This window comes from Shewanella sp. SM21 (assembly GCF_025654335.1).
GTDB lineage: Bacteria > Pseudomonadota > Gammaproteobacteria > Enterobacterales > Shewanellaceae > Shewanella > Shewanella oncorhynchi.
Map to the genome: position 1 here is coordinate 44,491 of NZ_JAKKRL010000009.1, position 13,648 is coordinate 58,138.

The following is a 13,648-nucleotide window of genomic DNA, read 5'->3' on the forward strand; positions in this document are numbered from 1 at the left end:
ACTAAACGCCTTCGAACAGATTTTGATGCAGCGATTTAACCACTTGTGCCGCTTCCGCTTCGGCCACTAACACACACAGATTATGTGGGCTGGCACCTTGGCAAATCATCCGCACATTGTGTGGCTCTAACACTTCAAATACACGGCGACAGATACCCGGTGTCGTCGCAATACGATTACCGATAATCGCCACTAAGGCCAATCCATCTTCAACTCGCACACGACAATGCTGTGATAATTCTTGCAGCAATGCCTCACTCAACAGACCTTGTCCACTTGAATCTGAACCGGTTTTATCGAGGGTTAGAGACACATTCACTTCTGATGTGGTAATCAAATCCACACTGATCTTATGTCGCGCTAATGTCGCAAAGGTTTCCGCTAAAAAGCCCTGCGCATGCAACATTTGCAAGCTGTGAAGATTTAATAGGGTTTGATCGCGGCGCAAAGCCACAGCGCGGAATACGGGCGCATCTTCCACTTGATGACGGATCCAAGTTCCGCCCTTTTCAGGCTCTTTACTTGAACCCACAAACACTTGAATTTGCTGACGAACGGCAGGAAGAATAGTCGCTGGATGCAATACCTTGGCACCAAAGGTCGCCATCTCGGCAGCCTCATTGAAACTGATCTCGGCAATCGGAAAGGCATTGGGCGCCAAACGAGGATCCGTTGTATAAATCCCCGCGACATCGGTCCAAATCTCTACCGCTGAGGCGCGTAACGCTTCAGCTAACAGTGCAGCAGAATAATCACTACCGCCGCGACCTAACGTGGTCGTTTGACCCGATTCATCGGCACCGATAAAGCCTTGTGTCACAATCACTTGCTCCGCTAACAGTGGCTGTAGATAATCACGAGCTAAAGTCGCAATCTTTTCAACCTGAGGTTCAGCGCGGCCAAAGTGGCTGTCAGTACGTAATACTCGGCGCACATCGAAGGCACTTGAGTTGACACCTTTCTCGCGGATCACCGCCGAAAACAACGCCGAAGAACATTGCTCACCGAGGGACAACAACTCATCCATAGTCGCTTTGCTGCGTTGTGATGCGAGCGCTTCACTCAATACCGACATGCGACTCAATAATTTATCTAATGCGGCGGCCACATCGTTAGGACGACCGAGCTTATCTAAAATCGCATATTGAATTTGGGCAATTTGTTTTAATCGCTGTAATCGGCCATCGTCGTTGATCGATTCTTGGGTCAATTCCACTAACAGATTAGTCACGCCGCTCGAAGCGCTGACCACGACTAAACGACAATGAGGATTAGCTAACACTATGTCTGCACAGCGATTCATAGCGTTATAGTCGGCAACTGAGGTGCCACCAAATTTTGCGACAACGAGGGACATTAGCGCACCTCCGTGAAACACGTAGGGCAACAAATAAATGCAGATTGAATAAGATATTGATTAACTAACATGATCACACTCCGAACTGACTTCGTTCGAAGAGCCTGGTGCTCAATGATAACGCACCCCAAAAGAAGGGAAACAGCAATCGTCACCAGAAGCTCTCCACCAATTACAGGTGACAATCGTCAGGATTCAGCCTGAGCGACCGACATAAACATGCAGCAACCATATCTATGCCTCGGCGTTAATCTCCCTCATCAGTCATCGCTGGAGTTTGTGCTCCTCTGACCGACTACCTAGTTAACGCTCCTCTTCTGTTCCTTTCCTAGGAAAGGGACGAAAAAAGTAGCAATAAACCCCTAATGAAGTCAATGCTAATTTCATAACAAATGAACAATTTAAATAAAATCTTTTGAAAACAACTAAATGTTCAAATCGGGTAGCTCGTATACCAGCTGCACATAATCTCTAAATTTGCCTAAACACACTTCATCATGTCCATCCAAGGTGCAAGGCACTAAGCTCACATCCCCTTGTTCGACAACATAAATCGCATATTGATTAAATTTCTTACCCAATTGCAATGCCATCGTTCTATCGATAAACACGGCCCAACTTTTTTCCATGTGGGATAAATCCGGTGCAGCGCCCACTAAAGCACGATAAGGGCTACCGAGTAATTCAATTTCACGAAGAAGTTGGCGATCGAGTAAACGGTTTTGGCTAGGAGAGAGAAGCTTTGAAGCGGGATTATGAGCGGTAATAACAGCAAAGGAAAAATCACAGGATAATGCTTGAGTCAGCAAAAACAACGGCGCTTGGTAACATTGCCACAAATTTTGAGTCGTATTGTCCATTGGTAGTCTAGTCGAAAAATGAACCCAAGCTAGTGTAGCAGAGTGATTGTAAAATCCAAAGAGGCGTGAACTGGCTCACAGGAATAAGAAATACATTAGTTATACTAATCAATAGCTAAAGTAAATATCATGGTAAAAACCCCTGCTCACCTAAAATTTGTTAACATTTCATTTGTTAACAAATGACTAAAACGAGTACAATGTACGTACTGGTGAGTTGAAACAGATTGAGCAAGATGCTTATCGTTCAATACAGTTTGTTACATATATCGCTTAAAGTAACGTGAACTGACCGGGCATCTGTTTAAAATCTGTTCTACATTTGATTTGTCTTTTAAACATTTAAAAAAAACAATAGTTAAGGAACTTATTCTAACTATTGCTTATCGAAGTTGATACTGATTACGTTTTCTCGTATTACACTTAAACGTGCACTTAATCTACATCCAGATATAGATGTCACCGTAAAGATTTTCCTTTTGAGCACAAAGCAGTTCAAGGAAGTATCAACGCTTTTATGAATATAAGAGCCCGAAGTAAGTTGCTCTTATTGGTTAGTATAAACTGATTAAAATTTAGGTAAATAATATGCAAAATCCGCACATTCTGATCGTTGAAGATGAAGCCGTTACCCGTAACACGCTGAGAAGTATTTTCGAGGCAGAAGGGTATGTGGTAACTGAGGCCAATGATGGCGCAGAAATGCATAAGGCTATGCAGGAAAACAAAATTAACTTGGTCGTTATGGACATTAACTTGCCAGGTAAGAATGGTCTATTGTTGGCACGTGAACTACGTGAAATCAACAACATCGGTCTTATCTTCCTGACAGGTCGTGACAACGAAGTCGACAAAATTCTTGGACTTGAAATTGGCGCGGACGATTATATTACCAAGCCGTTCAACCCACGTGAATTAACGATTCGTGCTCGTAACCTTCTGACTCGTGTCAACAGCGCTGGCGCTGAAGTCGAAGAAAAGAGCTCAGTAGAATACTACCGCTTCAATGATTGGAGCTTAGAGATCAACAGCCGTTCATTAGTGAGCCCACAGGGTGAATCTTACAAACTGCCACGTAGCGAGTTCCGCGCTATGCTGCACTTTGTTGAAAACCCAGGCAAAATTTTGACTCGTGCCGATCTACTGATGAAAATGACTGGCCGTGAACTTAAGCCACACGATCGTACTGTAGACGTGACTATCCGTCGTATCCGTAAGCATTTCGAAAGCTTGCCAGATACGCCAGAAATCATCGCGACTATTCACGGTGAAGGCTATCGTTTTTGCGGTAACTTAGAAGGCTAATCGCCCGCTAAGCGACATCCGCATTAATTGGTTTGATAAGAATCTATTCACAAAAAACCAGATCCTAGGATCTGGTTTTTTTATGCCTACTATTTGGCGTTTTTCAACTGCCTATCTAGGAAATCTGCCAGTGAGCGATATAAGTGATTACGCACTTTCTCGCCACGCATCGAATGTTTAGATCCAGGATAATCGATCATCTGGAACAACTTGCCTTCATCCTGCAGTGCTTTATAAACCCGAGTGCTGTTTTCAAACAAAACGTTATCATCAGCCATACCGTGATACATCAACAGACCCGATTGATAGTTTTTCACATAGGGAAACACGCTGCTGGCTTCATAACCCTTTTCATTCCCCTCGGGATGAGCTAAATAACGCTCAGTATAATGGGTGTCATATAAGCGCCAGTCGGTGACAGGAGCCCCCGAAATCGCGGCTTTAAAGTAATCGGGTGCCTTAAATAGACTCATCAAGGCCATGTAACCGCCGTAGCTGTGGCCGTAAATCGCCACATTATCGGCATCGATAAATGGCAGACTGCGCAAATAGTCCACTCCCACTTTTTGATCCTTGACTTCAGCTTCGCCCAAATGACGGTAAATCACTTGCTCGAACTTTGTGCCCCTGTGGGCACTGCCGCGGTTATCCAACTGGAACACCACATAGCCTTGTTGCACCAGATACTGGGTAAAGTAGTCCTGCTCGCTCCAACTGTTGGTCACTAACTGTGCGTGCGGCCCACCGTAAACCCGCACTACGACAGGGTATTTCTTGCTCGCATCGAAGGGAACAGGTTTGAATAAACGGGTTTGTAACACTTGGCCATCTTCGGCTTTCAGTTCACCAAATTCAGGGATTTGCCACAGACCCGCATAGTCATATAAAGGATGGCCTTGCTTGACTTCATTTTGCTCAACCCAAGCCAGTTGCTGGCCCTTGTCACCGTGTAAACTGATCTGCGGTGGCTGAGATAAGCTATTGAAATAATCCAGATACACACTTTGATTGTCGGCAAACACAGGATCGTGCATGCCCGCTTGCTTGCTTACCCGCTCAACCTTGCCACCCGCTAAAGGCACGCGATAAAGTTGTTTCTCGATTGGCGTATCTTTGCGGCCAGTGAAATATACCCAACCAGCGGTTTCATCTATGTATTCCAACGCATCGACAGCCCACTCGCCCTGAGTCAATTGGGTTTTAAGTTTGCCTTTTAAGTCAAAAAGATACAGATGATTAAAGCCGTCACGCTCAGATGCCCAAATAAAAGCCGATTGCTGTTTTAAAAAGTGCAGATCGTTATTGAGGTTCACCCAAGCGTTACTGCGTTCTTTCACTAAGGTTTTTGGCTTAGTCAGCGAGTCTAACGCCACCAGTTTCAAATCTAACTGATGTTGATCGCGGCTCTGCCACTGGAATGATAAATGTTTGCTATCGGGCAACCAATCGACCCGCGGCAGGTAAATATCTTTGCTCTTGTCTTTGCTGTTCTCTTCGCGCAGCTTCACCCAATTGATGGCCTTATCTTTTAGCGTGACCACACCGAGGGCGATATCGACGTTGTTTTTGCCGGCATAGGGATAGCGCTGCTCAGTAAGTTTAATACCATCAGCATAGATTTCGTTACGGGTTACTTGCTCGACACCGGACTCATCAATACGGGTAAAGGCGATGGCCGATTCATCGGGCGCCCACCAATAACCTGTCATGCGATCCATTTCCTCCTGAGCGACAAACTCGGCCATGGCATTTTTAATCGCCCCGCCGCCATCGCTCGTCATAGCTTGGAGTTTTTTGGTCGCCAGCTCTAACACATACAGATTTTGATCCCGCACGAAAGACACAAAATGTCCCTTGGGCGATAGGCGCGCATCTGTGGCAAACCCTTCGCCAATGGGAAGTTGGCTGACACTGTTATCCACTAATGAAAAGTAATACAGATTACCAGCAGCCGGAATTAATAGCGCTTGGCTATCATCGGCCCAGAAGTACTCCATAATGCCTTCACCATAAATACGTTGGCGTTCGCGGCGGGCCTTTTCTTCATCGGATAATTCATTGCTTGCCAACTTATCGGCATTGAGCAATAGGCTAGATTTTCCCGTCTTTACATCCATCTGCCAGAGATCATAAAAGTTTTGATTGTCTTTACGGCCCGCAAGATAAGTGACACGCTGACCATCGGGTGACAATTTCAAACCTCGAGGACTGGTGCCTGCTAAGGCGGGCGAGGCGTTCATTCGCTCAATCGTCAGTGGCAGTTTGCCGCCTTCCATTGCATAAGCTGGGGTAATTGAAAACATAGCTGTCGAAATCATGGCCATTTGGCTCGCTATCAGTAGGGGAACGGCGCGCACCTTAAGTGAGCACGCAGGGAACCAAGTTAACCTATTTTTAATCATTATTATTCCTTGGAAACATAATCGCCTAAGATGTCAGCGATTAAAAACAAGCCGACATTGTGCCAGAGGCAAACCCTAAATAGAAATAGCATGCAATATGCCGATACAAATTAGGCCCTTGCGCCAAGCTCAATCCAAATAATCCCAAAAAGCCTTAATATTCGCTAAAAGCATCAGCAACATCGCTGAAATTGTCGACTAACTGAGTTATCATTCGCGGCAAATAACGAAATTGACCTCATTGTTGAACCTCTAAAGGACATAACATGCAGACTCTGGCCCAGCACCTGACCTCACAGGCAGTGAACGACTCCCTCTCCCACCTAATTTTAACCTTAGCCGACACCTCAAAAGCCATTAGCCATGCCGTTCGCCACGGTGCACTTGCGGGCGTGTTAGGCGCGACTGAGCAAGAAAACGTCCAAGGTGAAACCCAGAAAAAACTGGATATCATCACCAACGACATGCTCAAAGATGCTTTAAAAGCTGATGGTACAGTGCGCGGTTTAGCGTCGGAAGAAGAAGATCATGTGGTTGAAGTCAGCCAAAATGGCCAATATCTGGTGTGTTTCGATCCACTTGATGGCTCATCTAATATTGATATCAACTCGTTAGTCGGCACGATTTTCTCTATCCTGCCCGCCTCTGCTGGCGAGTTGACTGAAACCAGCTTTTTACAATCTGGCCGTGCGCAATTAGCCGCAGGTTATGTACTTTATGGTCCATCGACCATGCTGGCATTAACCACAGGCCAAGGCGTGCAACTGTTTACTTTGCACCCAGAAACCAATGAGTTTTTACTGACTAACGCCGCCATGAGCATTAGCGCAGACACCGCCGAATTTGCCATTAATATGTCGAACCAGCGTTTTTGGGAAGCGCCAATGCAAACCTATATTGCCGATTTACTGCTCGGTAAAATTGGCCCACGCGAAAAATCATTCAACATGCGCTGGATTGCGGCCATGGTCGGCGATGTACACCGCGTGCTATCACGTGGCGGTATTTTCACCTACCCAACCGACAATAAAGATCCTAAAAAACCGTACAAACTGCGCTTGATGTACGAAGCCAATCCAATGGCTTTCTTAGTCGAACAAGCTGGCGGTAAGGCTTCTACCGGTTATGAAACCATTTTGGATATTCAACCAACACAAATTCACCAACGTGTTGCCGTCATCCTAGGCAGCAGCAACGAAGTCGACGCTTGCCTGAGCTACCACGGTATTGATTACAGCGAAGAACCAAGTCTGGACTAAGCAGAATCGCTTAGATTCTGATTTTTAGGATAAAAGCCACTGACCACAGTGGCTTTTTTGTCGCAGAATGCGACATTTGGGTTTTATACGGCTTTACCGCCGGAGTAATTGCGGCCTTACGGCCGAGAAGTTTAACGTCATGGGGCTTCACCCTCAATCAATTGTGATGATTTGTTTGGTGTCTCGCGAACAAAGTTATCGCTGTGAATCGCGATTAATAATTACGGCCTAACGGCCGAGGTGAATCAAAGTCGTGGTTCTTCAACCCACACCCGACCAAGGAGGACTGCTCGTCCTATCCTCCTTGGATTCTCCAAGACGCCCCTAGCGAAGTTACATGCATTGAATACTGGCTTCGTGCTTATTCGAAAATCGCTAACGCTTCCGATGGGGCGTCCCTTCCCCCCGAAAGCTACGCAGACGTCCTGTCTGGGTCACGCGATTTTCTTCAACGCCCTTCAGCAACTTCGCAGGGGAAGGTGAACTTCTGTAACTTCTGTGTTGGCTGTAACTCCCCAAAGATTTGTACTTTCCCATCTTTGAGCTACGTTAACGTTTAGCGATTTTTGTCTTTATCTTTCAATGGCAAAGTGGGTATTATGAGGCTGATTATTATCAAGTTATGAATGGATGCTGTTGATAAATGATTCTAAAAACTAAAACACTTCAAAATTCCCAAACACCACAAACGATTGCGGGTCAAAAACAAGAACAGGATGTTGCCTTCTATTTACGCCGCGCCTTCAAAGATCATCCAGAAGTGTTGGTCATCAATGATTTTCGATTCACCTTTAATGACGAAACCGCGCAAGTTGATCATTTAATCATTTACCCCTATGGCTTTGTTTTAATTGAATCTAAAAGCATAAAAGGCCATGTGGATGTGAACCAACAGGGTGAATGGACGCGTAGTCACGGAAGTAAATGGTTTGGTATGCCATCTCCTATCAAGCAAGTTGAACTACAACAAGCACTGCTTAAAGAAATGCTAAAACAGCATAGAAGTGAAATTCTAGGAAAATTACTTGGTATAAGACAACAAAGTTTTGGTATGCGTTGCTGGAACCATGTGTGCGCGGTCTCAAGTGATGCGGTAATCAACAGAGATACTATGCCAACGACCATTTCTGAGTTGTTAGTTAAAACAGAGTTTTTAGTCGATAAACTTGAAAAAATCATGAATCTTAAAAGTAAGTTCATGCGCATTATAAATGTAAGCGACACCCGCCCCGACTTTAATCAACAAGAACTCAATTCCATTACCAATTTCTTAATCGATCGACATATAGAACCACATAAATCAACCAATGAAATAACGCTCCCGCAGACACAACAAGTCAGAGAGCCTATCGCACACTTTGAAGTTAACAAAGCAGTTGAAGCTCAAACCCAAGCAATAACGCAATCTACTACACACAGCATTCTTAGCTGTAAACATTGCGGAGAATCAACAAACTACACCCCAATGTACGGTAAGTTTGGTTACTACATCAAATGCAACCAATGCACTAAAAACACGCCAATGAAACAAGCCTGCCCACAGTGCCAAAGCAAAAATATCAAAATACAAAAACGCAGCCAGAGCTATACCCTCACCTGCCAAGATTGTAGTCATAGCTCACAAGTGATTTAAAACTTGGCGAAAATTTGTTCTAAGTTACATTTTAAAAATAAAGGTTAGAACCATGAAAAATAGAATAAACAAAAACTCATACCTGTCCCATCTTTCATGATGGTTGAACTATAAGGGATAATAATGAAAATTGTAGAATTACAAGAAAAAGAGTGGCTTTATTATTGCACAAAAGATGAGGACCATTTTTTTGATCGTAAAGCTTATGGTTTAAAAGGGGATAAAACTCAGAAAATAGCAGTTGCATTTGCTAATGCTGACGGAGGTGAAATATTAATCGGAATTGCAGATGATAAAGATGAATCTAATCCTGAAAAAAGATGGCAAGGTAGGGGGAAAACTGAAGAATATAACTCAGTGATACAAGCCTTAAGTGAGCTAATTCCATCAGTTGATTTTAGATTTGATTTTTTAACGCGAGCTAATGCATCTCGAGATTATGTACTTAGAGTGAAAATTAATAAAGGATTACAAGTACATGAAACAGCGGCTAAGAAAATTTTTATTAGACAAGGAGCACAGTCCCTCCCAGTTACAGCGCCTATTAAAATTTTGGAGTTAACTCATGCAAAGGGAATAGTTTCCGAAGAAGACTCGCTTGTTGATTCGGCATTAGTTGATGAGCTAGACTCTAGTGAAGAACTAAATAAATTTTTATCTGAGTTACCGATTAGCGCACCAGATCCAGTCAATTTCCTTTTAAAAGAACGGTTGATTAATTCAGATTGGACTCCAAGTGTTGCTTCTATTCTTTTATTTTCAGAAAATCCGTCTGCTACTTTACCGAAACAATGTGCAATCAGAATAGTTCGTTATGATACCGATGGAGAGGACATAGATCGAGATGCTTTAACCGAAGATAATATTGCGATAGAAGCACCACTATATCAACAAATAAAGATGGCATACTCAAAAATAGAAGAATATCTCTCTAAGAACAAAGTATGGAAAATAGAAGGATTAGTGGAAACAAAATACCCCAAAGAGACAATATGGGAAATTTTAGTAAATACAGTAATCCATAGAGATTATTCAATATCAGACAATGTATTGATTAGCATATTTAATAATAGAGTTGAGTTTAAAAGCCCAGGTCGTTTCGCCGGCTTCGTAACACCTGAAAATATACTTGACAATAGATTCTCTAGAAATTCCAAGATAGTCAGAATATTATCTAAATATAAAAACTCACCCAACAAAGATCTTGGCGAAGGAATTAACACTGCTTTTCAGCGTATGCGTTCTATGGGGCTTCGAGCCCCAGAAATAACCGAGGATGGTAATTATGTCAAAATAATTTTGAGACATAGCTCCAATGAAGAACCTGAAATATTAATTATGAAGTTTATAGAGAAAAATGGTGAAATCAACAATAGGCAGGCTCGTGATTTAATCGGACTAGAAAGCTCTGAAAAGGTTACATACCAATTTTCTAAGTTGCGCGATAAAGGTTTAATACAACGAAAAGAGGGGGCTACTGGTTCAAGAAGTTGCTGGATTACTGCATAAAACAGTACAAAGATGGGCCATGCATAACTCTTTTGGGATTAACGGCCAACACCGAGATCACAGAACTTCACCTCCCCTCGGAGTTGCCGCAGGGCATTTGCGTTCGTTGCGTGAGCGAGGCATGGTCGTGAAAGATGGGACAGGCACGAGTCTCTGGGGATTAACAGTTAACATCGAGGCTACAGAAGTTCACCCTCCCCTGCGAAGTTGCCGCGGGGCGTTGGAATAAATTGCGTGAGTCCGGTCAGGGATGACCGGCTAGCTTTCGTAGGTACAGGGACGTTGCCTTCGGAAGCGATAGCAATTTATCCATAAGACCAAGGCTAGTAACCAATGCATGTAACTTCGCTAGGGGCGGCAAGGGAGATCCAAGAGGGAATTGCTGTTGATCCCCTCTTGGTCGGGTGTGGGTTGAAGACCCACGACTTTGACTTACCTCGGCCGTAAGGCCGCAAAAATTAAACTAAACCACTAACTGGCAACACACAGATTTTGCTGAATCTTCCAACGACGTTCCATGAGTGGAATCGAAAACCCATAACATATCACCACAATCAAAGGTTGAAGCTGAAAACTCAACTCAGGCCACAACATAAAGGCAGCCGCGCAAGCCACAGTGCGCACAATCGCATGCACAATCGCCACCTTTTGCGCCGCTATCACGCCATAAACCAACCACATTAACCCTGTCTGCACCGCAAGGGCGAAAGGCAAAGCCAGATAATTTTCCATAAAAAAGGGAATACTGATGCTAAAGGTTAAAAAACTCATCCCCATCGCAGCGAGAAACACAGTCTCAAACCAATTACGCTCAGCGCTTTTCTTAAACGAGATATTCTCGCCTGTCAGCCGCGAAATACCCATGGCAAGGTAGATAATAGAACCAGTACCGATAAAGACCGCCATCACCAACTGCGAAGGAGATAATACAAAGCTCAATACAAACAATAAGCTCCACACAATCATGCCGGATAAGGGCATAGCTAAAGCACGTTGTTGACGGTATTCGATTAATTGTTGGTCCAGTGATTTATGTTGCATGATTAAGCCTCCTTGTTTAGATGACTTAAGTATCTGCGTAAAATGTCCATCACGGCAGTGTGAGTTGTCAGCAATCTAGGATGACAAATGTCACCTCCTTCATCAAAGCCCTAAATACCGAGAAAAATGATTATCCATGGCTGAATTTGCTTGGTATTAGGTTGAAAAAAGCGACGATCAGACATATCAAAGGCAGTGCAAATTAAACGATGTGGCGCCACTAACACCCAAATAGGGTTAAATAACTACAGAGGTTACAAAAAAAACACAATAACAGCATATAACTCACGCCCTTGTGATTGGGTAATAGCGCGCATAAAGTGCATTATGTTACTGTTTTAGTCATTAGTGACTCGATTTTTTACCGCATTTTAGATAAAGGGTTTAATGGATTATGGAACAAATATTTGAAAAATTAATGTATGCATCGCGCTGGATTATGGCGCCAATTTATTTGGGACTCAGCTTTGTTTTATTAGGCTTAGGCATTAAATTCTTCCAAGAGATCTTCCATATTCTGCCGATCATTTTTGAGATGACGGAAGTGGATTTAGTGCTGGTGACCCTGTCCTTGATTGATATCACCCTCGTGGGCGGCCTGATTGTGATGGTGATGTTTTCTGGCTACGAGAATTTTGTCTCGCAGCTGGATGTAGGCGAAGACAGTGAGAAGCTAAGTTGGCTGGGTAAATTAGATTCAGGCTCACTGAAAAACAAAGTGGCGGCGTCGATTGTGGCGATTTCGTCGATTCACCTACTGAAAATCTTTATGGATGTGAAAAATATCGATAACGACAAAATCATGTGGTATCTGTTAATACACATCACCTTTGTATTATCAGCGTTTGCCATGGGCTATCTGGATAAAATTACTCGCACTAAGTAATGGGCTAACATAGTTGATGCCAACCTATCAACGCATCAATACCAGCATAGTGAATATAAAAAAAGCCACTGTTTTCAGTGGCTTTTGTTTTTATAAAATACGACTTAATGGCACATTAACTCTTCGCTGACTCAAGCTGATGCACTTTCTCGGTTTGATCCACTATGGTCAACACCGCAGTATCACCAACCACGTTACAGGATGTCAGCACCATATCAATAATCCGATCTAAGGCCGCCACTATGGCAAAGGCTTCTATCGGTAAACCCATTTGATGGATTAACACACCTATCATCACCATGCCGCCACCGGGAACACCACCCGCACCGACAGATAATAGGAAAACACTAAATAACAGCGAAGGCAATTGCTCAGTGGTAATGGGCATGCCAAAGGCGTTGGCGACAAAGAAAATCGCAATAGTGATATAAATCGCCACACCGCCCATGTTCATGGTCGCACCCAGCGGTACGCCAAAACCAGCAACAGCACGGTTCACGCCTAACTTGTCCGTTAAAGTACGCATGGTCACGGGAATAGTCGCATTTGAACTTGCAGTCGAGAGTGAAAACAGCACTTGCTCTTGGGTCTTCTCGCGGAAGGTTTTGGCTGAGATTGGGGTAAATATCCCCACTGCCATAGGATAAACCACAAAAATCCACAGTAGCAGCAGCGCGAGGATCAGCACCATATACTCAACCACACTCATAAACACACCTGCATCTAAGGTCGCGCCGAGTTTAAACATCAAGGCAAATACACCATAGGGCGCAAGACTCATCACCACAGAAATCAGTTTCATCATGATTTTATTGGCGGTTTGAAAACCTTGGACAGCACCCGCAACATGCTCCCCAAGGGACTTAATCACACCGCCAAGCAACAAGGCCATAAAGATCACTTGTAGCATATTGCCCGACATAAAAGCCGTCACAGGATTACGTGGGACTATGTCGACAACTAATGCCATCAGGCTTGGCAATTCAGTAGCGGTAATGGCTACACCATCCGTGCTGCTCATATCTACACCTTTACCGGGTTCGAGTAGCAGTGCCACTAATAATGCGGTCGCAATTGCGACAAAGGTATTGATGATATAAAAACCGAAGGTCTTACCGCCCAAGCGGCCAAAACTTTTAAGATCTTGCAGCTCACAGACACCACAAACGATGCTCACAAACACGAGTGGCACAACCAACATCATGATCATATTGACGAACATAGTGCCAACGCCACCGGCAAGCTCCACTAAATTGCCCGAGAAAAAACCGATATCGTTTAAGAAGTATTGCACTATTGTGCCGAAAATAAGGCCGGCAAACAGACCAATAAAGATCCGCGTCGAAAGTGATTTCATCATGCTTGTGATTTCCCCAGAAAGGTCATTTATTTGTTA

General features: G+C 43.9%; 11 protein-coding genes and 1 riboswitch. Of the genes, 6 read left to right on the top strand and 5 right to left on the bottom strand.

Features of this window, described 5'->3' with window-relative positions:
* Position 1: 1 nt before the first annotated feature.
* Both lysC and L5L94_RS13445 read right to left on the bottom strand, forming a co-directional pair.
* Positions 2-1,357: a lysine-sensitive aspartokinase 3 gene (lysC, locus tag L5L94_RS13440; protein ID WP_263163590.1), complete on the bottom strand. Its 1,356-nt coding sequence runs from the start codon at positions 1,355-1,357 to the stop codon at positions 2-4.
* A 150-nt stretch (positions 1,358-1,507) separates the two neighbouring features.
* A riboswitch (Lysine riboswitch) is annotated at positions 1,508-1,682 on the bottom strand.
* 100 nt (positions 1,683-1,782) lie between these two features.
* A complete protein-coding gene (locus L5L94_RS13445) occupies positions 1,783-2,217 on the bottom strand; it encodes a DUF3293 domain-containing protein (RefSeq protein ID WP_173247481.1) in 435 nt (144 codons plus the stop codon).
* A gap of 588 nt (positions 2,218-2,805) precedes the next feature.
* Between L5L94_RS13445 and arcA the strand changes: the two genes are divergently transcribed.
* A complete protein-coding gene (gene arcA / locus L5L94_RS13450; protein WP_006080127.1) occupies positions 2,806-3,522 on the top strand; it encodes a two-component system response regulator ArcA in 717 nt (238 codons plus the stop codon).
* An 89-nt stretch (positions 3,523-3,611) separates the two neighbouring features.
* Here the strand turns inward: arcA and L5L94_RS13455 are convergent, their stop codons facing one another.
* Positions 3,612-5,924, bottom strand: coding sequence for a S9 family peptidase (locus L5L94_RS13455; protein WP_263163592.1), 2,313 nt, complete (start codon positions 5,922-5,924; stop codon positions 3,612-3,614).
* A gap of 266 nt (positions 5,925-6,190) precedes the next feature.
* Here L5L94_RS13455 and L5L94_RS13460 point away from each other — a divergent pair, with 266 nt between their 5' ends.
* The 4 genes from L5L94_RS13460 (at position 6,191) to L5L94_RS13475 (ending at position 10,554) form a co-directional block, all read left to right on the top strand.
* Positions 6,191-7,183, top strand: coding sequence for a class 1 fructose-bisphosphatase (locus tag L5L94_RS13460; protein WP_263163593.1), 993 nt, complete (start codon positions 6,191-6,193; stop codon positions 7,181-7,183).
* Between the two features lie 643 nt (positions 7,184-7,826).
* Positions 7,827-8,816 (top strand): nuclease-related domain-containing protein, encoded by a 990-nt coding sequence (locus L5L94_RS13465; RefSeq protein WP_263163595.1) that lies wholly within the window; start codon positions 7,827-7,829, stop codon positions 8,814-8,816.
* Between the two features lie 123 nt (positions 8,817-8,939).
* Entirely contained in the window at positions 8,940-10,325 is a 1,386-nt protein-coding gene (locus tag L5L94_RS13470; protein ID WP_263163597.1) for an RNA-binding domain-containing protein, read from the top strand.
* Between the two features lie 19 nt (positions 10,326-10,344).
* Positions 10,345-10,554 (top strand): hypothetical protein, encoded by a 210-nt coding sequence (locus L5L94_RS13475; protein WP_263163598.1) that lies wholly within the window; start codon positions 10,345-10,347, stop codon positions 10,552-10,554.
* 242 nt (positions 10,555-10,796) lie between these two features.
* Here L5L94_RS13475 and L5L94_RS13480 read toward each other — a convergent pair whose 3' ends face one another.
* On the bottom strand, positions 10,797-11,366 hold the full coding sequence (locus L5L94_RS13480; RefSeq protein ID WP_263163599.1) for a DUF7010 family protein: 570 nt from the start codon (positions 11,364-11,366) through the stop codon (positions 10,797-10,799).
* A 394-nt stretch (positions 11,367-11,760) separates the two neighbouring features.
* Here L5L94_RS13480 and L5L94_RS13485 point away from each other — a divergent pair, with 394 nt between their 5' ends.
* Entirely contained in the window at positions 11,761-12,252 is a 492-nt protein-coding gene (locus L5L94_RS13485) for a TIGR00645 family protein (protein ID WP_105250244.1), read from the top strand.
* 115 nt (positions 12,253-12,367) lie between these two features.
* On the opposite strand, the gene L5L94_RS13490 is transcribed toward L5L94_RS13485, so the two are convergent.
* Entirely contained in the window at positions 12,368-13,612 is a 1,245-nt protein-coding gene (locus tag L5L94_RS13490) for a dicarboxylate/amino acid:cation symporter (protein WP_263163601.1), read from the bottom strand.
* Positions 13,613-13,648 lie beyond the last annotated feature (36 nt).

Excerpts from the sequence above, each read along its gene's own strand:
- lysC (WP_263163590.1), bottom strand. The coding sequence starts at position 1,357 with ATGTCCCTCGTTGTCGCAAAATTTGGTGGCACCTCAGTTGCCGACTAT.
- L5L94_RS13445 (WP_173247481.1), bottom strand. The coding sequence starts at position 2,217 with ATGGACAATACGACTCAAAATTTGTGGCAATGTTACCAAGCGCCGTTG.
- arcA (WP_006080127.1), top strand. The coding sequence starts at position 2,806 with ATGCAAAATCCGCACATTCTGATCGTTGAAGATGAAGCCGTTACCCGT.
- L5L94_RS13455 (WP_263163592.1), bottom strand. The coding sequence starts at position 5,924 with ATGATTAAAAATAGGTTAACTTGGTTCCCTGCGTGCTCACTTAAGGTG.
- L5L94_RS13460 (WP_263163593.1), top strand. The coding sequence starts at position 6,191 with ATGCAGACTCTGGCCCAGCACCTGACCTCACAGGCAGTGAACGACTCC.
- L5L94_RS13465 (WP_263163595.1), top strand. The coding sequence starts at position 7,827 with ATGATTCTAAAAACTAAAACACTTCAAAATTCCCAAACACCACAAACG.
- L5L94_RS13470 (WP_263163597.1), top strand. The coding sequence starts at position 8,940 with ATGAAAATTGTAGAATTACAAGAAAAAGAGTGGCTTTATTATTGCACA.
- L5L94_RS13475 (WP_263163598.1), top strand. The coding sequence starts at position 10,345 with ATGCATAACTCTTTTGGGATTAACGGCCAACACCGAGATCACAGAACT.
- L5L94_RS13480 (WP_263163599.1), bottom strand. The coding sequence starts at position 11,366 with ATGCAACATAAATCACTGGACCAACAATTAATCGAATACCGTCAACAA.
- L5L94_RS13485 (WP_105250244.1), top strand. The coding sequence starts at position 11,761 with ATGGAACAAATATTTGAAAAATTAATGTATGCATCGCGCTGGATTATG.
- L5L94_RS13490 (WP_263163601.1), bottom strand. The coding sequence starts at position 13,612 with ATGATGAAATCACTTTCGACGCGGATCTTTATTGGTCTGTTTGCCGGC.